Below are 18,419 nucleotides of genomic sequence, written 5' to 3'. Positions count from 1 at the left end.
CTCGAAGCGTTCGTGTGCCGCGCGCGCCTTGATGCGCGCGTTGTCCTCAAACGTCTCGCCATCCTCCTCGGGGCTCGGCCACTCGGCCTCAAGCTCCGAGGCCGCGACGAAGCGCCAGCCGGGGAAGTCCAGCGCCGAGCGGATCTCGGCGAGTTTGCCGTGGTTGGAGCTACCAACGACGACGTCGATACCGCCCTCAGGATTCGAAGACATCCAAGTCCTCCTCGAGCACCTTGTTCTGAATCGCTACGAGCCGCTCCACTCCCAAGACCGCCAGATCGAGCAGACCGTCGAGCCGCGCGCGATCGAATGGCGTCTGCTCGCCGGTCCCTTGGACCTCGATGAAGCGACCGCGGCCGTCCATGACAACATTCATGTCGACCTCGGCGATGGAGTCTTCGGCGTACTCAAGGTCGAGGAGCAATTCGCCGTCGACCATGCCCACGCTCGTAGCGGCGACCTGCTCGGTCAGTGGGATGCTGCCGGTCTTGCCGGCGGCCATCCACTGCGAGAGCGCATCGTGAAGCGCGATGTACGCGCCGGTAATCGACGCCGTTCGCGTGCCACCGTCGGCCTGCAGCACGTCGCAGTCGATCGTGACGGTCACCTCGCCGAGCCCGCCCATGTCGACGATGCTGCGCATCGACCTGCCGATGAGGCGCTGTATCTCCTGCGTGCGCCCTTTGGGACCGCCGTTGGAGCTCTCACGCCGCGAGCGGGTGTGCGTCGCAGCCGGCAGCATGGCGTATTCAGCTGTGACCCAGCCCAGACCGGTGCCGCGCCGCCAAGAGGAGACGCCCTCGTCGATGTTGGCCGCACACAGGACTCGCGTGTCGCCCAGCTCGAAGATGCAGCTGCCCATCGCGTGCTTGAGGTAGCGACGAGTGATACGGACGGGGCGCAGTGCGTCGCTTGCGCGACCCTCGGGTCGAGAGCTCATTCAGACGTCCTTTCGGCCAGGTGTGGCAATCTCGAATACGTCGAACTCGTCGGCGACCATGACGCAGCGGCCAAAGACGTCCGAGGCGATCTGCGCCACCTCGGCGCGGTCGGTGGTGGGCCAGACGTGCACGAGCGCCAGCGCCCGCGCCCCGGCATCCCGCGCAAGCTCGGCTGCCTGTGTCGCGGTCATGTGCGGCGCCGTGTCCGCGAAACGCTCGGGAAGTGTGGCCTCGGCCAGCAGCAGGTCGGCCTTTTGGGCAGCGCGGGTTACGCCTCCGCACGGCGCGGTGTCGGATGTGTAGACGAGGCGCGAGCCATCGCTCTCGGCGACCAGCGCGAACGTGGGGTCGGTGTGCTCCACCGCGACTGGGGTGACCGTCAGCCCGCCCACCGTGATCGGCTCGTCGGGGTGGATGGTGATCGGCACGAACGCCTCGGCGAGGTCGGCCGCACCGCGCTCTGAGAGCAGACACGGAAGGCGCTCCCAGAGCCCTTCGGGCACGTAGAGCGGCATGGGGCCGCTCATGCCGTACGGCGAGTAGCGCAGCGCCGCGTGCAGCGCATAGATGTCGGCGTAGTGGTCGGGGTGGTTGTGGGTAATGAAGACGGCATCGAGGCGAGTCGGGTCCTCGACCTGCGCGAGGTTGGAAAGCGTCCCGTTTCCGATGTCGAAGAGCACGCGAGCGCCCGCCGCCTCGACGAAATGGCCCGCACATGCCCTCCCCGGCCCCGAATAGCTCGCCGAGGACCCAAGTACCGTCACGCGCATGTTGCCTCCCCTGCGGCTGGGTCGTTCATCAATGCAAGCAGCTCTGCGGTGGGCAGCGTTGCGAGCTGCTCGAGTGCGACCGACTCGACGGAGTCGATAGGCGCCCCGAACACCCTGCTGCCCAGCCGAGCGAACTCGGCCGCGTCGCCCGTGGTGGCGAAGCGATGGTGCGGCTCGTGCCCGGCGACAGCCAGCTGGCCTCGGCGGCCGAGCGTCTCGGCGACCTCGAGCGCGGTCTCGTGCGCGGAGCTGATCAGCTGGACCTTTTGCCCCACCACCTGCTGGATCGACGCCGAGAGCAGCGGGTAGTGCGTGCACCCCAAGACGAGCGTGTCGATGCCGCTACGCTTGAGCGGGTCGAGGTAGTCGCGCGCCATCTGGTGGAACGATGGCCGCACGAAGACGTCGGCCGAGTCGGCGAGCAGGCCCTCCATCGGGCCCGTGTCGAGCCGCAGCCCCTCCTCGACGATCTCGACGAAGCGCGGAGTGGCCGCCGAGAACACGGTGACACCTGCGTCGAGCGCGCGCACGGCAGCGCTGTACGCGCCCGAGTGGATGGTGCCTTCCGTGCCGATGACGCCGACGCGACGGTTGCGCGTCGCCATCACTGCGGCGCGCGCACCAGGCTCGATTACACCGACGACCGGTACCGGGAACGCGCGCTGGGCCAGCGTCAGCCCGGCGGCGGTGGCGGTGTTACAGGCGATCACGAGGAACTTGATGCGCTGATCGGCAAGCCACGAGCCGATCTCCACGACGAATCGGCGAACCTCGGACAAGTCGCGCGGCCCATAGGGGCAGCGCGCCGTATCGCCCAGATAGACGAGGGACTCACCGGGAAGCGCGCGAGCTATCTCGCGTGCGACGGTCAGCCCCCCGAGCCCGCTGTCGAATATGCCGATCGCAGCCGATTTCATGGTTCCGAGTATAGCGCCCCACCCCGGCTCATCGGTCGCTTGGTCCGCCGGTGTTTGCCGCGCTAGCCGATCAGCTCGACGATGGCGGTGCCGACATCGGTGATCGCGAGCGTGCGATCTACCGCCCCGAGCTCGATGGCCGCCTTCGGCATGCCGAAGACGGTGCTCGTCTCCTCGTCCTGCGCGATGGTGACCGCGCCACGCTCGTGCATGCGAACCAGGCCCTTCGCGCCATCGGCGCCCATCCCCGTGAGTAGAACGCCGATGGCCCGCTTGCCAAAGGACCGCGCGACCGACTCGAAGAGCGCATCGACGTTGGGCACGTAGAGCTGGGTTGGGGCCGGCTCGATGAGCCCAATCCGCTTGCCTTCGATTACCATGTTGGTGCCGGTGGGCGCGACGTACGCCACGCCCGCAACCGGGACGGTTCCCGCCTCGGCGGTGACCACTCGGATGGGGCTTCCGGCATCAAGCCAGCTCACGAGGCCAGGTACGAAGCCCTCGGCGATGTGCTGGGCGACGAGCACCGGGACCGACAGTCCAGCAGGCAGCCGCTCGAAGACCGAGAGCAGCGCCGAGGGCCCGCCGGTCGACGAGCCGATCGCAACGATGCCGCGCGATGCGCCGTCTGGCGGCGCGACGGTTCCAGCCGCAGTGCGATGTCCTCGGCGACCTCCGATGTGCGTGATAACCCGCACGTTGGCTAGGATCTTGACCTTGCGCTGGACTTCCTTTGCGACGCGGTCGAGGTCGGCCGACTCGCGAATCTCGGGCTTCTTGATGACCTCGAGCGCGCCGAGCTTCAGCGCGTCGAACGCCTGGCCCATGCCCTCGCCGTGCACCGACGACGAGACCACGAGGATGGGCGTGGGATAAAACGCCATGATCCGCTCGGTGGCCTCCAGCCCGTTCATCTTGGGCATGTGGATGTCCATAGTCACGAGGTTGGGGCGAAGCCGCTCCACCATCTCGACCGCTTCGAGTCCATTGGTGGCCAGCCCGACGACCTCGATTCCTGGGTCTGCCGAGAGTATCTCGGCGAGCATGTCTCGGGCGACGAGGGAGTCGTCGGCGACGACGACACGAATGATGGGCTTGGCGGTGGTCATATGAGTTCGCGAGCTCTCTGAAGTCAGCGGATAAGACGCTCGACGGTGTCGAGCAGCGTATCTTGGTTGAAGACGGACTTGGTGATGTAGGCGTCTGCGCCGGCCTGCACGCCCTCGGCCTTCTCCTCATCGCGCTCTAGCGAGGTGACGATGATGACGGGAATGCGCTCGAGCAGCGGGTCGTTCTTGATGGCGCGTGTCAGCTCGAAACCGGTCATGTTGGGCATCTGCACGTCAGTGACGACGGCTTCAACCTTCAGGCCCTCGCGAAGCTTCTTCAGGCCTTGGGCGCCATCGTTTGCGGTCTCGACGTCGTAGCCAGCAGCCTCGAAGATGGAGCGCTCGAGCTCGCGTGTGGTAAACGAGTCCTCGCAGATCAGTATCTTGCGAGAGCCGGCGCGCTCGACATGCTCGACGCGCCCCACGCGCTGGCCGCTGCGGGTTCGTGCGTTGTTCATCAGGTCGGGCACGTTGAGTATCGGCACTACCTCGCCCGCGCCCAGGATGGTCACACCGGCGACGTTGTCGACCTTGGCCAGGTGCGTGCCCAGCGTCTTGATGACGATCTGCTGCTCGCCCACGAACGAGTCGACGATGAACCCCATTCGGTGTCCGGAGTAGCCGATCGTCGCGATGGGAACCTTGTTCAGCGGCGGATCGGCCGGCACGCCGAGGATCTCCGAGAGCCGCACGAGCGGGATGGTCCGACGCTGGCGCCGTATCACCTCACGGCCTTCGACTTTGAGGATGTCGGAGGGGTCGATGCGGAGCGTCTCTTCGATCGAGCCGGTGGGAAGCGCATAGACTTGGGTACCCACACGCAGCAGCAGCGCCCTGATGATTGCGAGCGTCAGCGGGATGGTGAGCCGGAAGGTGGTTCCGCGCCCCGGCTCGGAGTCGACGTCGAGCGAGCCCTTGAGCTTCTCGACGACGAACTCGCGCACCACGTCCATCCCCACGCCCCGGCCTGATATCTCGGTGATGATCGCTGCGGTCGAGAAGCCCGCCTCAAAGATCATGTACCGCGCTTCGCGGTCCGACGTCGACTTGGCCTCGGCCTCGGTGAGGTAGCCCTTGCGCACTGCGGCCTCGCGAATGCGGTCGGGGTCGATGCCGGCACCGTCGTCGGCGATCTCGATGACGATGCGGTCGCCCTCCTGCCGAGCAGCCATCGTGATGGTGCCGGTCGCCGGCTTGCCTGCAGCGACGCGCACCGCAGGGTCCTCGATGCCGTGGTCGACGGCGTTTCTCATGATGTGGACGAGCGGGTCGTTGATCTCCTCGAGGACCTTCTTGTCCAGCTCGGTCTCCCCGCCCTCGATGATCAGCTCGATCTCCTTGTTGAACTGCTTGGAAAGATCGCGAATCGCGCGTGGGAACGCTTGGAAGATCGTGTTAGCCGGGAGCATGCGGAGTCCCATGCCCAGCTCCTGCAGATCGCCGACCACCACCGACGTGCGCGACGAGTCGTCCGAGTGCTCCTTTGCGAAGCCCGCGATGTCCCTGCGGGTCGCCGACAGCAGCTCGTCGAGGGCCGCCATGTCGTCGGCGAGCGCCTCGGCCAGCTCGGGGCTGACCGCCGAGGAGAGCGCCGACTTCACGCGCACCCACGACTGCCACGCATCGTTGGCACCGCGCTGGATCGCGCGAACGTCGTGCGTGCGCTGCTCGGTCTTGATCTGCGCGATGACGACCTCGCTGATGACGTTGAGCAGGCTGTCGACCTGGCTGGTGCGGATGCGGATCGTCTGGGCGTTCTTGGACTTCAGCTCGCTGTCGCGCTGCGTCGCTCGCGCGTCAATCGCGCTGGATGCGGGCGACCCGAGCTCCGGCTCGCCGTCCGCGTCAAAGTCGTCGACCTCGCTCGCGGACTCCTCGGCTATAGCGGCGCCCGCAGGGGCTGCCGCCTCGGCCTTTGCCGCTTTGGCCAGCGCGGCCTTGGCGCGCGCCGTCTTGGGCGGCTCGGCGGGCTCGGGCACCTCGGCCAGTGCGGCGAGGCGCTCCTTCAGGCCGGCGAGATCGAGCGCGTCACCGACGTTGACGCCCGCGTTGTCGGTGAGGTAGACGATGGCGTCGAGCGCCTCGAAGAACGTGTCGGTCATGTCCGGCGTGTAGGCGAGTTCCTTGTCGCGAACCTTGACCATGATGTCCTCGAGCCAGTGCGCGACGTCCGAGATCTCGATGAGCCCGACCATGCGCGAAGAGCCCTTGATCGTGTGCGCATCGCGCATCAGCTGGTCGATCAGCGGGCGGTCGTCAGGAGTCGACTCCAGCGTGATAACGCCTTCGTTGAGGCGCTGGAGCAGGTCCTGCGCCTCTTCCTGAAACTTAGATATGAACGCACTGCGGTCGAATTCGACCATCTGGGGTTACTGCTCCTTGCCGGGGCGAACGTACGGGACCCTAGACGCCGTCGACGATCTGAAACGCCGAGCCCACCTGCGAAGACTCGCGAGCCATGCTCGAGAGCACCTCGGCTGACGACGCGACCTGCCGAGACCCGGCCGCCGTCTGCTGAGCCACCGCCGCAACCTCACGCATCGCCTTGACGACCTGGTCGGTCGCGGTCTTCTGCTGCTGGGTGGCCGCGGAGATCTCCTTGGCGGCGATGGTGGTCTGCTCCACGAGCTCGAGGATGCGGTCGAGGTTGTCGCCGGTCGAGTGCGCAAGATCGACGCCGGCCTGAACCTGTCGAAGCTCGTGCTCGGTAGAGATGACGAGGTCGTTGGCGGAGGTCTGGATCTCGCTCATGATCCCGCCGATCTCGCCGGTCGAATCGACCACGGACTCGGCGAGCTTGCGGATCTCAACGGCAACCACCGAGAAGCCCTTGCCCGCGTCGCCCGCACGGGCAGCCTCGATGGCGGCGTTCAGAGCGAGGATCTTCGTCTGGTCGGCGATCGAGTTGATGATTGCGAGGACTTGGCCGATCTGCTGGCTGCGCTCGCCCAGCGTGAGGATCTTGTTGGCGCTGGCTTGCGTGCGGTTCTTGATCTCCTCCATCGCCGAGAGCGTATTGGCCACGGCCTGCTGTCCGTTCTCAGCGCTGCCGAGCGACGCCTCGGCCATCTTGACGACCTGGTTGGCGTTCTCGGCGATCTGGCGGTACGTGCTGGCCAGCTCCTCCATCGTCGCCGTTGTCTCGCTGATCGACGCGGCCTGCTCGGCGGAACCGGAGGCCTGCTGCTCGGTGGCCGAGAGGATGTCGTTGCTTGAGACGGCCAGACGCTTGGAGGACTCCTGCGTCTGGCGGATGAGGTAGACGATCAGGTCGAGCATCTGGTTGTACGAGCTGCCGAGCACCCCGATCTCGTCGGTCGAGGTGACCTCGACCTTGTGGCCGATGTCGCCCTGGCAGGCCGCCTGGACGCTGTCGACGATCGACGTGAGTGGATCGAGCGACCTGCGGGCGATGAAGTACTGGAGCACGGCCCAGATCACCAGAACGATGACCGAGATGCCCATCAGCATCACGATCGCATCGACCGTGCGCTGCGTGGCGCCGATGTAGGTGCCCAAGAACAGCGTGATGAGCACGATCTGGATGGCGAGGAACGCCACCTGCATCGCGACGGTCGTCAGAGTCAGACGATAGAGAAGCCGGCTGTTGATCTTGTCCCAGATACGCATGCTCTTCCGTCGACCTCCCGGTCTTAGTGGTGGCTCGAGTTGCCCACTGGCTCGAGCACTCGTTCCACGTTGAGGACTCCCACCATCGCGCCGTCAACGAACATCGAACCTGCGACGAACTCCACCTGGGCACGGTCGATGATGCTGACCGGCGGCTCAAGCGTGCTCTTGGCAATCTCGACTATGTCGCCGATCTCGTCGACGACGATCGCGGTCGCGACTAGGCCGTTCGTAAGCACCACAGCCGGGGGCTGCGCGTCTACCGGTCCGACGATACGCCCCAGCGACATGAGAATCGCCGGATCGGTGACCGAGAGAATCTCGCCACGCACGTTCGTCACGCCGAGTATGAACTCCGGCGTGCAGGGCAAGCTCGTGACCGTGTACTCCTGAAATATCTCGCGCACGTCCGCCACATCGACCGAGTACTGCTCGTCACCGATGCGGAAGAGCAGCATTGACAGCCGATCGGAGGCGTCCTCTTCAGCCGGCTCTTGAGCGAGCGAAGCCGCTCTGGCCTCCAGAATGTCGACGGGCGTGCCACCAAAGAAATGCCCGGTCTGTTCTTCGGTCATCGCGGGCCACCAAACAGGCTCGAGTCGACCAGTCGGTCGAGATCGAGCACGTAGACCAGACCGTCGCCCACGCGGGCCACCCCGATCAAGCTAGCCGAAAGCGCGTGCAGCGCCGGCGACTCCTGAAGACAGCCCGGCGGCAGTTCGAAGACGTCCTGCACCTCGTCGACGAGCAGCGCGAGCGTCTCGCCGTGCACGTCAGCGATGATCATCGGGGTCTCGAGCGTGCACTCGAGCGGCTCCAGGCCGACGAGGCGCCGCATGTCCACAGCGGGAACCACGCTACCTCGCAGGTTGACCATCCCAACGACGCCCGAACCCATCGAGGGTACTTCCGAGAAGGCGACTATCTGCTGTATCTCGCGCACGCGCTCGATCGGCAGCGCGTAGCGCTGCGTGCCCAAGAAGAACGCGAGCACCCGCTCGACCATCGCGCAGGCGCCCGCGTCGTCAGTGTCGATCTGCGTGGCCTCGTCGATGATGTCCGGGGCGGATGTCACGGCTGGCTCACACGTTGAACCGCAGCACGCGGTCGAGTTCATCTGGGCTGACGACACCGTCGCGAACCTTGGCCAGGCCCGAGGCTATCATCGGCCGCATTCCCGCGGCCTTCGCCGCCGCCGCAAGCTGCTCGGCGGTCGCCGCGCGGGCGATCTGCGCGCGCACCGGCTCGGTGAACGGCAGCACCTCGAAGATGCCGGTGGCTCCTTGGAAGCCGGACTTGCCGCAGTTCGGGCAGCCAGTGCCGCGTCGCGTCGTCATGTTCTTCTCGGCGCCGGGGATCTTGGCGGCGAGCGGGCTCTTCTCGTCTTGCGAGCAGTTGGGACAGTTAGTGCGCACGACGCGCTGGCCCACGCCGAGCGTCAGCGCGCTAGCCAGCGATACCGGCTCGGCACCGAGGTCGAGCATTCGGCGCACACCGGCTACGATGTCGGCGCCGGCGAACGTTGCGACGACGAGCTTGCCCAGACCCGCCGCCTCGATGGCGAGGTGCACGTCTTCGACCGACTGCATCGAGTCGATCGCCAGCACGTCGGTGTCCTGGCGCATGCCGGCGGCGAAGTACGACGCGGCGCCCACGGGCGAACCTGGGTTGACGAGCACCTGCGCGACGGCGGGAATCTCGTATTCGATGGCGCGTTCTACCGAGTAGACAGTCTTGCCGGCCTGCGCCGCATGGCTCAGCAGTGCGTAGTAGGTGCTGGAGCGTCCACCGGCGACGGGCGCTGCGACCAACAGGATGCCGCGGCCGCGCTCGACCATCGCCTGCAAGGCGCGCGACTCGGCCTCGCTCATCCCCAGCTCGAGGAAGTTGCGCGGCTGGGGGCGTGCAGGCGAGAACGACACGACGAGGCGCTGGCCCGCAACCGTGGGCACCGAGGAGACCGTGAGCACGAGCTGCTTGCCGCCGATCTCGGCGTGTAGACGCCCGAGTGCGGGCAGATCCGAAGTAACGCCGCCGAGCTTGGCGAAGTGCTTGAAGCCCTCGATCAGCGGCTGCTGCATCGACAGCGGCGCGCTCGCAATCTTCTCGAGCCGCCCTTGGATGCGGAAGACCAGGAAGAAGTCGTTCTTGTACGGGAGTAGGTGGATGCGGCTCGCGCCGCGAGCTACGGCCTGCTCGAGAATGTCGGTGACCAGCACGGCGAGCTTGCGCTCGTCGGCGACTGCAAGTACGTCAAGATCGATGCCCGATGCGGACTGCGTCTCCGCTGCTACGACATCGGCAACGGTCTGCGGCGGCGCTGCAAGCTCAGCTCCGATGGGTGCCTCAGCGGGAGATCCGGCCTCGAGTTGCTCGGCGACGTCTGCAGGAGCGTCGACGATGACGGGCAACTCCTCGGCGACATCGAAGAAGTCGGCCGCCGATATCTCGAGCTCGTCGGTGTCGCTGACCACCGCCACCCCGTCGAAGAACACGGCCTCGCCCGCCGAGAACATCGGGCCGGCTGACTCGACGTCAGGCTCGGGCTCGAACTCGAACGCCGACACTGGGGCTGGTGCCTCGTCCACCGTCGCTGGCTCGGCCTGTGCCGCGCCTTCCTCAGCGGGCTCTTCGCCGTAGTACTGGACGATCGCCGCGCTTACTGCGGGTGAGTCGGCCAGCACCGCTTCGACCTCCAGCGCAAGCTCAGCCGCCAGCTCGTCGAGCATGAAGATGTCCACAGGCTCGCCGATTGCGACGGTGAGCATCCCCTCGATCTCGAAGAGCGGGAGGACGTGCCGAGCACGCGCCACCTCGGCGGGCACGCGCTGAAGTGCCTCTTCGTCGGGGGCGTAGCTTGCCAGATCGACCCGAGGCACGCCAAGTTCGTCCTCGAGGACGCCAGAGATCTGCTGCTGCGTGACGACGCCGCGCTGGACGAGGTCGCGACCCGCGTCGGCGTCGCTCCCCGTCTCGGCCCGTGCGCCGCCGAGGTCGTCGAGCGAGAGCAGCCCCGCCGAACACAGGGCGTCGAGCACGCGGCCCGACATGGAGTTGTTTTCAGCCATCATCGACCGGCCGCGCTCATCCCGAGACCTTGGCGAGCTCTTCGGCAACAGCCGAGAGCAGCCGCTCAGGCTCGATGGGCTTGGTCAGATACTGGTTGGCGCCGGTCCGGATGCCGGTCGCCATCGCCTGCTCCTCGGTCTTGGCCGTGAGCATGATGATCGGGATGTTCTTGTACTTCTGGTCGAACTTGAGAAGACGGCAGACGCGATAGCCGTCCAGCTTGGGCAGCATGACATCCAGAAGGATCAGGTCGGGGACCTCGGCACGTGCGGTCTCGAGCGCCTCTGCCCCATCGGTTGCGGTGATGACCTCGTAGCCGCCGGACTGGAGAATCGCCTTGATCATCTCCAGGATGGTCGGGCTGTCATCGACCGCGAGAACTCGCGCGTTGGCCATCTCTTTCTAGCTCCCCTCCGTGGACTCGTCTCCCAGGTTATCGCCCTGTTAAGCGGGCGCCTTGAGGCTGACTTAAGTCCCTCTTCGACACTCTATCAGACTGCGTTCGCACGTCTTGGCCAGCAAATCCGGTCGAAAACCGCCCAGAAACGCGGTCCACGAGCCGGCAGGATTCACGTACAGCGCGCGTAGCGTGTTCTCGTACTCACGGCAGGCATCCTCTGCCTCGCCGCGTGCGCGCAAGATGTTGGCCGCGTTGAAGTGGGCGAGTACGAACTCCTGATCGATGTAGATCGTGCGCCGAAACTCGCCCAGCGCCGAGGTCGGCTCGCACTGGCGCTGGTAGATGATGCCGAGGATGTAGCGCGCCGATGCGACCAGCGGGTCGATCTCCAACACCGAGTTGGCCTCGGCGATTGCTGCATCGAAGTCGCCCGAGTCGGCATGCGCGTAGGCGACGACGAGCATCGCGTCGATGTTGCGAGGCTCCAGCGCGATCGCCTTCTCGGCGGCCTGCTTGGCCAGCTGCGGCTCCCCTTGCTCGAGCAGCAAGCGTGCCTCGGCAAGTAGGACGGCGACGGGCGAAGTAGAAGGGTCTGCGGACGCGGGCGCCGGGTACGCCGAGTCCGCGGCCGAATCCGTCGCGGGAGCCGGCACAGGCGGGTCGTTCTCGGCACGCTGGGGGATTACGGCGACTACGGGCGTTGCCGGCAGCTCAGCGGCTGGCGCCGTCTGCGGACGTGCCGAGCCTGGCTGCTGCACCGGGGCGGCCGCGGGCGTTGTGTTGGCCGCGCTCAGCTCGGCGACGGTTGGCCGACGCGCAGGCTCGGTCCGGCCAGCTCCGCTTGCGCCCAACGCGACGAAGCGGCGCAGCGGTTTGCGGTAGAGAAAGACGCCATCGATCTCGACCGGCTCGAAGCAGTCCGAGATGGTAGAGAGGGTCTCGGAGTGCCCTATGAAGAGGTAGCCGCCAGGATTGAGCGCTTGATAGAAGTTGTCCACGACGCGCCGGGTCGACTCGACTCGAAAGTAGATGGTCACGTTGCGACAGAAGATGACGTCCCAGTTCGAGAGCAGCGCCGTGGGGTACGGCTCCTTAACGAGGTTGTGATACGACAGCTCCACGATGTCGCGCGCGCGCTTGACCGGCCGATGCAAGCCGTTGACGGTCTCGAACCAGCGCTGAGAGACGTTCTGCGGGAGGTTGGCGAGCGCGCGAGCCGGGTAGATGGCGTCGCGCGCTCGGTCCAGTGCCTGAGTGGAGTCGTCGGTGCCCAGCACCTAGCAGCGATAACCCTTGCTCTGCAGCGATGAGTCCAGCAGCGTCATCGCTATGGTGTAGGGCTCCTCGCCGGTCGAGCACCCTGCCGACCAGACGCGAAACGTCTCGCTTGAGCGTGGCTTGTGCTCCAGGACGTCGGGGATGACGCGATCCCTCAAGACGTCGAACTGCGCCGGGAAGCGGAAGAACGACGTCTCGTTGATAGTGACGAGGTTCATGAGCTCTTTGAACTCGGCCTCACTCGAAGTGAGTATGCGGTAGTACTCGCCGTAGTCGACGAACCCGAGCCGAGTTGCGCGCGTGACGAGCGAGATGCGCAGCGAGTCGAGACGTGTTTCTTCCAGGTAGATGCCGGAGTGCTTGTGTATCCAGTCGCGGAAACGCTCGAACTCCTCGGCAGTGAGATCCTTCTTCAGGCTCGCGCCGTACTGAGTCACGGCACTACTCCGCGACAGGCTCGCCGGCAGGTCCGACCTTCTCGATCAAACCGCCCGAGTACATACCGTAGAGGACTTTGGCGGTCTCGAAGTCGTTGTAGCCGGTCAGCTCGACTAGCTCGCGGACGCTGCGATGTCCGTGCAAGTAGCACAGCAGCATCCACTCGCGCGGCTTGAGGTGGATCTCTGTGGGCTTCTGACCGGGGCTCGACGACATCGCGAAGCGCGTGTCCATCGACGGGATCTTGTCGCGGATACGGTTCCACGCCTCGAGGCGCTTCTCGGCATCGGCAACGGCGTTCTCGATGGACAGCGACAGGCCCAGATCCACGTCGTCGAGGTGCTCGTGAGCCTCAAACCTCAGCTCGCCCTCGTCCCAGCGCAGCAGCTCGAAAAGCACCTCGGTGACCTGCTCGGAGATGAACTCCTCCAAGACGTCTGCGTCGAGATAGCCCTCGTCTACGAGGATCTGGCCAAGCTTGCGGTTGGCCTTGTCGCGCTTCTGGATCTTCATGAGGCCCTGGGCCTGGCGAAGTTGCTTGTCCGAGATGATCCCGACGCGCGCTAGCCGCTTGCCGGCCGGCTCGCGCACGGGGCTGGTCGAGGCGTAGAAGACCTCACCTGCCCTGAAGCAGACGATGCCGTCGCCTTCAGGTCCCGTGACGTGTAGCGTCCCGGACTTGGAGCCCGAGACCAGCAGCCGGAACATGTCGGCGAGCGAGAAGTCTTTGAGGTTGCCCTCCAGTGCCACGTTGCCTCCCGAGAAGACGGTAAATACCGTTCGTATCCATTCGTGCGCCGAGAAGAGCCAGCACGCACGTAGCGTGCCGAGTCGCGAGGCAGCTATCTACCCACAAACGTTCTATCGGCGTGACGCAGCTCACACAAGAGGGTGAATGCGAACCCTCGACAACCACTCGCCGCGAAGGTCGCCGCGCTGATACGCTATGAGTGTTCCCTCGGAGCGTGGAGGTGGCGTGCGCGCCTTTCTCACGGCAGCGGTGATCGTGATCGCGGCTCTCGGCCTGATCTGGGTCGTGCGGCTGCAACACGCCGCATCCGAGGCTCCGGCATCGCCTCCGAAGCCCGACAGCGCTCAGGCCGCGGTGGACCACGCAATCGGCATCGCCTTGGCCAGTGCCGCGCCGGCCGTCACACTCGGCGCTATCGGAGGCAAGCTGCCCGGCGTTCTGGTCGACCCCAAGCTGCTCGTCGAGAAGTCGCGTCGAACGTTGGCGGTGTTCTCGGCGGGACAGGTCGTCAAGACATACCGGATCGCACTGGGCGCTCGACCGCTCGGCGACAAGGTGCGGCAGGGCGACAGGCGCACCCCCGAGGGCGACTTTTACGTGTGCGTGCGAAACGACGAGAGCAAGTACGTGCGCTCGCTAGGCCTCTCGTATCCCGACAAGGAAGATGCCGAGCGAGGCGTTGCCGCCGGGCTGATCACCAAGCGGGAGCAGCGGGCGATCGTGGAGGCGATCCGTCACTACCGCCGCCCGCCATACAACACCAAGCTGGGCGGCGAGATCATGATCCACGGGGGCGGGACCGGGACCGACTGGAGCACCGGTTGCATCGCGCTCTCGAACTCCGACATCGCCGAGCTCTACCCGCGCATCGGGCTCGGCACTCCCGTCGAGATACGGCCCTAGACCTCGTCCAACTCGCCGAGGAAGTCCTCGAGCACCTCGAGAAAGGCACCGGGGCGCTCCTCGGGCACGACGTGGCCCGTCGCGTCGAAGGTGATCAGTCGCGCGCCGGGAATCGCTCGTGCGGCGCGCACCTGGTCGCGATAGGGAACTGTGCGGTCGTTGCGACCGGCAATCACCAGCGTTGGCGCCGTGACGGCAGCCATCGCCTCAGGGACGTGCAGCCCGGCCTGGGTGGGGGTGAGCTCGACGTATGAGCGGTCCCAGTCACGCACATGCGTGGCTTTCAGCTCGAGCTCGATGGTCTCGTCGGAGAGCTTCGTGGGGTCGTGATACGCCCAGCTCATCACTGCTCGCGCGTTGCGGCCGAAGAACGGCCGCGCCAACAACGGAGAGAGACGCTCCACCTGAGGAATGGCGCGCAACCAGTCGATCACAGCGTCTGGAACCTGCCTGAACCGCCGCGCGGCCGTAGGCGTGTTCACCAGTACGAGCGCCTCGACGCGCTCGGGATAGAGTGCGTCGAGGATGACGCTCAAGCTTGACCCCTGCGAGTGACCGACCAGCACGGCCTTCTCCACCCCAAGCACGTCCATGAGCGCCCGGGTCTGCTCGGCGGCCGCGACGTTGGTGTAGGGGCTCGTGCCCTGCCACGTGCCGCGAAGTGGTCGGCCGGACAGGCCAAAGCCGGGGCGATCGAAGGCGATCACGCGATAGCGGTCGCGCAAGCCCGCCATGGCGTGGCGCCACGAGTACAGGCTCGACGCGAACCCATGGAGGAACACAATCGTGCGCGGTGAGGCCGGATCGCCTTGGTCTTTGTAGTGGAACCGGATGCCGTCGATCTCGACGAACTTGCTGTCTTCGTCCGCGAGATCCTCGGGCTCGGCGAGATCGGCCTGCTCGGGAACGCGGACCAGGAACGGCGCCATCACCAAGGCGATGCCCACCACAACGCCAAGCCCGACCCAGAGGGGCCAGGCGCGGCGGCGCGATGAGGGTCGGCTGGGCACGGTGGCTGCTAGGCGATCTCGACGGGCGCGCACTCCTTCTGCGGGCCCACCCAGATCTTGCCGTCGACAACCTTGCTCTCGTACGCGCGAATCGGTCGAGGATGGCGCCCGAGCTTGGCTACGGAGAGCGCCATGCCCGTCCAGTCGGTCCAGCGCAACACGCTACCGTCGCGCAGGTCGTACTGCGAGTGGTGCAGCGGGCACGTCACGACGGAGCCTTCGAGCACGCCCCGCGCAAGATGTCCGTTGAGGTGAGCACAGCGTGCGTCGGTGACGAAGTACTCGTCGCCGACGCGCGCGACGAGGAACTCGTGCCCCTCGAGATCGACTTGACGCATCGTACCCGGCTCAAGCCCTTCGGCGCTGGTCAGTTCGATGAAGTCATCCACTTCTAGGTCTCCCGTCGTTTGACTCACTGCCTACTCGTGTATGCCCATTGAAGCGGCCGCACGCCTGGCTCACGTCCCCTGTGCTTGCCCCTGTGCTTGCCCCTCGCCTATCCTGCACCAATGCCCCCCGAGCCACGCGCAAAGGCCTCAAACGCCGAGATACTCGCGGTCGCCATCGTTGCCGTCGTTGCGGTCGCGCTCGCGGCCTATCGCGCTACCTTCGGAGTCTCTCTCTACGACGACAGCCACTACGTCACCGTTGCACTGCGACTGGCGCAGGGCGCGCGCCCCTTTGCCGACGAGATGAGCGTCCAGTCGTTGGGGTTCATGCCCAGCGCGGCGTTCGTGGGTGTCTGGTGGCGACTGTTCGGTCTGGACCATCTCGTCATGGCCTACCGGCTCTTCTACGTGGCGCTCGCCACGGCCGTCGGTTCGCTTGCGTACTCTCAACTGCGTCGGTCGTTTCGGCCGGTGGTCTCGGCGATGGCGGTCGCCGTCGTGCTGCTGTGCCCGCCGTTCAACCTGATCGCGCCGGGCTACAACCTCATGACGGCACTTGGCTTCCTCGCCGCCACAGCGCTCGCACACCGCGCGTGGACCGATCGAAGCGGTCCGGCTGCCGCTGGCGCCGGCGCGGCGCTCGTGTTTGCGTCGGTCACGTACCCACCGTTGTGCGTCGCCGCGCTCGTCTTCGTCGTCACGTTCCTCGCGCTGACTCGCGACAAGCGGCTGGCCGCCTGGATGTTGGGCGCGTGCGCCGTCGCGTCGCTGGCCTTCGTCACAGCGCTGCTGTCGACGGTTTCGATCGCCGAGATCCGCCAGGGTATCAGCTACGCGTCGGCCAACGTGGTCAACCTGCGCTCGCCGCTCGACAAGTTCGCGCTGACCTTTGGGCGTGTGTGGGCCTCGCTGTCCGCGCCCACTCTCTGGCCGATGTGGCTCGCCGCGCTCGTCGCCTGCATCGGGCGGGTGCCTGCGCGAGTACGCGCGGCTCTTCTGCTTGCAGTCCCCATGCTCGCCTTCGTGCGCAGCCTCGAGATGCTTTCGAGCCACGGGCGGCTGTTCGGGACGACTGCGGCCTCTTGGCTGATCACGTTCGTGCTCGCCGTTGTGCTGCCCTCAGCACTGTGGGCGTGGTGGGCCAAGCGAAACGACGTCCTCGGTCTGCTGGCGCTCGCGGCACCGGCGGCAATGGTGGGCTTCCTGACCGTCATCTACTCGACTGACGCGGGGTGGTTGCGGGCCGTGCCTGTCATCGGCCTGACGCCCCTGTCGCTTGCGGTGCTCGTCGCGTGGGGTAGCGCGATCGAGGACCTGTGGGGCGAGAGGGCTCTCTGGTCCTCGGCTCTCTTGGCGGTCGTGCTGGCGATGACCATGCTGTGGGCGACCACCATCGACGACGGCTGGCCCATCGAGATGCACGCGATGCTCACGCGCGGTGCCTATGCAGGCATGCACGTGCCCGCAAGCCGTCTGGCCGAGTTCACCGAGCTTGAGGCGGCCGCTGCTCGCTGGGTCAAGCCGGATGCGCGAGTAACCTTCTATGGCGAGCGCCAGGCCTACCTGCTCACGGGCGGCCATATCTACACCAACGCCGTGTGGCTCTACCCCTCGCCCTCCTACAAGTACTCGCTGGCGTACTTTGCGGCGCATGGCGGGATGCCAGATGTCGTCTTCACCGACCAGTTCGCCATGCGACTTCGCGGGATGCTCCCATACAAGCGCACGGCTAAGACCGACCCGTTCATCGCTCGCCTAATCACGCAGTACCGGCTCGTGCAGATTGTCGATGACTTCGGCATCTGGGTGCGGCGCTAGCCAGCGCACTGGAACTCCCCGGCCTCCGCATGCGATGCTCGGTCATGTCCTCGTCGAAAGAAGGCGCATGCCCTACTCGCCCCTTAGTGTCGCGCCGACAGGCCCGGTGGTCGTTATCGGCGGGGCGAACGTCGACATCCTCGGCGTGCCGGACGCCGCGCTCGTGCCTGGCGACTCCAACCCCGGCCGCGTCGAGCTGTCGCCCGGAGGCGTGGGCCGCAACATCGCCGAGAACCTCGCGCGCCTAGGCGTGGCGACGCAGCTGATCACGGTGCTGGGTGGCGACGCCAACGGCCGCTTCCTCGCCGAGGAGTGCGCTCGTGCCGGCGTCGACATCGCCTACTCCCTCGTACTTGCCGACGAGCCCGGCCCGCTCTACGTCGCGATTCTAGACGCGAGCGGCGACATGGCGCTCGCGCTGAACGACATGCGAGCGATGGAGCGCCTGACGCCTGACGTGCTCGAGCCACGCGCGTTTGCGTTAGCGCGGGCGGCGCTCGTTGTGGTGGACACCAACCTCCCCGCCGAGACGCTCGCCTGGATCGGCGAGTACGCTCCGGCACCGTTGATCCTCGATGCGATCTCGGTCGCGAAAGCTCCGCGCGCGCTGCCGATACTCCACCGCTTGGCCGCCTTGCACTGCAACGCGCTGGAGGCTGGCGCACTGCTCGGCCGCGAGGTGGTCACGCACGAGGACGCCGAGCAGGCTGCCCGCGAGCTGGTCGCGCTCGGCGCCGGCCGCGTGTTCGTCACTCTGGGCGCCGGCGGCGTGGTCGCGGCCGACTCAACCGGCCCGCTGACGCTTTCCGCGCCACCCGCGACGCTTATCAACGCGACCGGCGCTGGCGACGCGTTCACGGCCGGAATCGCACTCGCGCAGTTGGCCGCGCTGCCGCTGCGTGACTCAGCGCAGCTGGGTTGCGCGATGGCAGCCATCGCGATGGCGAGCGAGAGGACCGTGAGCGAGACCGTCAGTATCGACACCGTCAACCGCAT

At 66.3% G+C, this 18,419-nt stretch carries 18 protein-coding genes and 1 pseudogene; 3 read left to right on the top strand and 16 right to left on the bottom strand.

The genetic code is table 11. The features are described from left to right. From P4L93_10855 to P4L93_10790, 14 genes and pseudogenes are all read right to left on the bottom strand, one after another. On the bottom strand, positions 1-213 hold a 213-nt coding region (locus tag P4L93_10855; protein ID MDR3687443.1), incomplete at its 3' end, for a non-canonical purine NTP pyrophosphatase. Then, positions 197-940, bottom strand: coding sequence for a ribonuclease PH (rph, locus tag P4L93_10850; protein ID MDR3687442.1), 744 nt, complete (start codon positions 938-940; stop codon positions 197-199). The genes rph and P4L93_10855, both read right to left, overlap by 17 nt. After that, a complete protein-coding gene (locus tag P4L93_10845; GenBank protein ID MDR3687441.1) occupies positions 941-1,711 on the bottom strand; it encodes an MBL fold metallo-hydrolase in 771 nt (256 codons plus the stop codon). After that, positions 1,702-2,628: a glutamate racemase gene (murI, locus tag P4L93_10840; protein ID MDR3687440.1), complete on the bottom strand. Its 927-nt coding sequence runs from the start codon at positions 2,626-2,628 to the stop codon at positions 1,702-1,704. The genes P4L93_10845 and murI overlap by 10 nt, the downstream gene beginning before the upstream one ends. Positions 2,629-2,690: 62 nt before the next feature. Next, a complete protein-coding gene (cheB, locus tag P4L93_10835; protein MDR3687439.1) occupies positions 2,691-3,737 on the bottom strand; it encodes a chemotaxis-specific protein-glutamate methyltransferase CheB in 1,047 nt (348 codons plus the stop codon). Positions 3,738-3,760: 23 nt separating this feature from the next. Further along, positions 3,761-6,100, bottom strand: coding sequence for a hybrid sensor histidine kinase/response regulator (locus P4L93_10830; GenBank protein ID MDR3687438.1), 2,340 nt, complete (start codon positions 6,098-6,100; stop codon positions 3,761-3,763). Positions 6,101-6,140: 40 nt separating this feature from the next. Continuing rightward, on the bottom strand, positions 6,141-7,367 hold the full coding sequence (locus P4L93_10825) for a HAMP domain-containing methyl-accepting chemotaxis protein (GenBank protein MDR3687437.1): 1,227 nt from the start codon (positions 7,365-7,367) through the stop codon (positions 6,141-6,143). 23 nt (positions 7,368-7,390) lie between these two features. Continuing rightward, a complete protein-coding gene (locus P4L93_10820) occupies positions 7,391-7,942 on the bottom strand; it encodes a chemotaxis protein CheW (GenBank protein ID MDR3687436.1) in 552 nt (183 codons plus the stop codon). Further along, positions 7,939-8,442 carry a chemotaxis protein CheW gene (locus P4L93_10815; protein ID MDR3687435.1) on the bottom strand — a complete coding sequence of 168 codons (504 nt, stop codon included), beginning with the start codon at positions 8,440-8,442 and terminating at the stop codon, positions 7,939-7,941. Before P4L93_10815 ends, P4L93_10820 begins: the two co-directional genes overlap by 4 nt. A gap of 7 nt (positions 8,443-8,449) precedes the next feature. Next, positions 8,450-10,438 carry an ATPase, T2SS/T4P/T4SS family gene (locus P4L93_10810; GenBank protein MDR3687434.1) on the bottom strand — a complete coding sequence of 663 codons (1,989 nt, stop codon included), beginning with the start codon at positions 10,436-10,438 and terminating at the stop codon, positions 8,450-8,452. Positions 10,439-10,451: 13 nt separating this feature from the next. After that, entirely contained in the window at positions 10,452-10,832 is a 381-nt protein-coding gene (locus P4L93_10805) for a response regulator (protein MDR3687433.1), read from the bottom strand. Positions 10,833-10,904: 72 nt separating this feature from the next. Then, the gene (locus tag P4L93_10800) at positions 10,905-11,489 is read right to left on the bottom strand and encodes a tetratricopeptide repeat protein (protein ID MDR3687432.1); all 585 of its coding nucleotides are present in this window, start codon (positions 11,487-11,489) and stop codon (positions 10,905-10,907) included. 255 nt (positions 11,490-11,744) lie between these two features. Then, a pseudogene (locus P4L93_10795) lies at positions 11,745-12,551 on the bottom strand (protein-glutamate O-methyltransferase CheR). A 4-nt stretch (positions 12,552-12,555) separates the two neighbouring features. Further along, on the bottom strand, positions 12,556-13,302 hold the full coding sequence (locus P4L93_10790) for a DUF4388 domain-containing protein (protein ID MDR3687431.1): 747 nt from the start codon (positions 13,300-13,302) through the stop codon (positions 12,556-12,558). 226 nt (positions 13,303-13,528) lie between these two features. Here P4L93_10790 and P4L93_10785 point away from each other — a divergent pair, with 226 nt between their 5' ends. Next, entirely contained in the window at positions 13,529-14,206 is a 678-nt protein-coding gene (locus tag P4L93_10785) for a L,D-transpeptidase (protein MDR3687430.1), read from the top strand. Here P4L93_10785 and P4L93_10780 read toward each other — a convergent pair. Both P4L93_10780 and P4L93_10775 read right to left on the bottom strand, forming a co-directional pair. Then, positions 14,203-15,216, bottom strand: a complete 1,014-nt coding sequence (locus P4L93_10780) for an alpha/beta fold hydrolase (GenBank protein ID MDR3687429.1) — start codon at positions 15,214-15,216, stop codon at positions 14,203-14,205. The genes P4L93_10785 and P4L93_10780 overlap by 4 nt on opposite strands. Positions 15,217-15,224: 8 nt before the next feature. Further along, positions 15,225-15,605 carry a Rieske 2Fe-2S domain-containing protein gene (locus P4L93_10775; protein MDR3687428.1) on the bottom strand — a complete coding sequence of 127 codons (381 nt, stop codon included), beginning with the start codon at positions 15,603-15,605 and terminating at the stop codon, positions 15,225-15,227. Positions 15,606-15,725: 120 nt separating this feature from the next. Between P4L93_10775 and P4L93_10770 the strand changes: the two genes are divergently transcribed. Both P4L93_10770 and P4L93_10765 read left to right on the top strand, forming a co-directional pair. Continuing rightward, complete coding sequence (locus P4L93_10770) at positions 15,726-17,423, top strand: hypothetical protein (GenBank protein MDR3687427.1); 1,698 nt, start codon at positions 15,726-15,728, stop codon at positions 17,421-17,423. A 67-nt stretch (positions 17,424-17,490) separates the two neighbouring features. Then, a partial coding sequence (locus P4L93_10765; GenBank protein ID MDR3687426.1) for a carbohydrate kinase family protein occupies positions 17,491-18,419 on the top strand: 929 nt, incomplete at its 3' end.

This window comes from Coriobacteriia bacterium (genome assembly GCA_031292615.1).
Classification (GTDB): domain Bacteria; phylum Actinomycetota; class Coriobacteriia; order Anaerosomatales; family JAAXUF01; genus JARLGT01.
The sequence above is the reverse complement of the archived record's forward strand: the minus strand, read 5'-3'. Positions and strand labels throughout refer to the sequence as shown.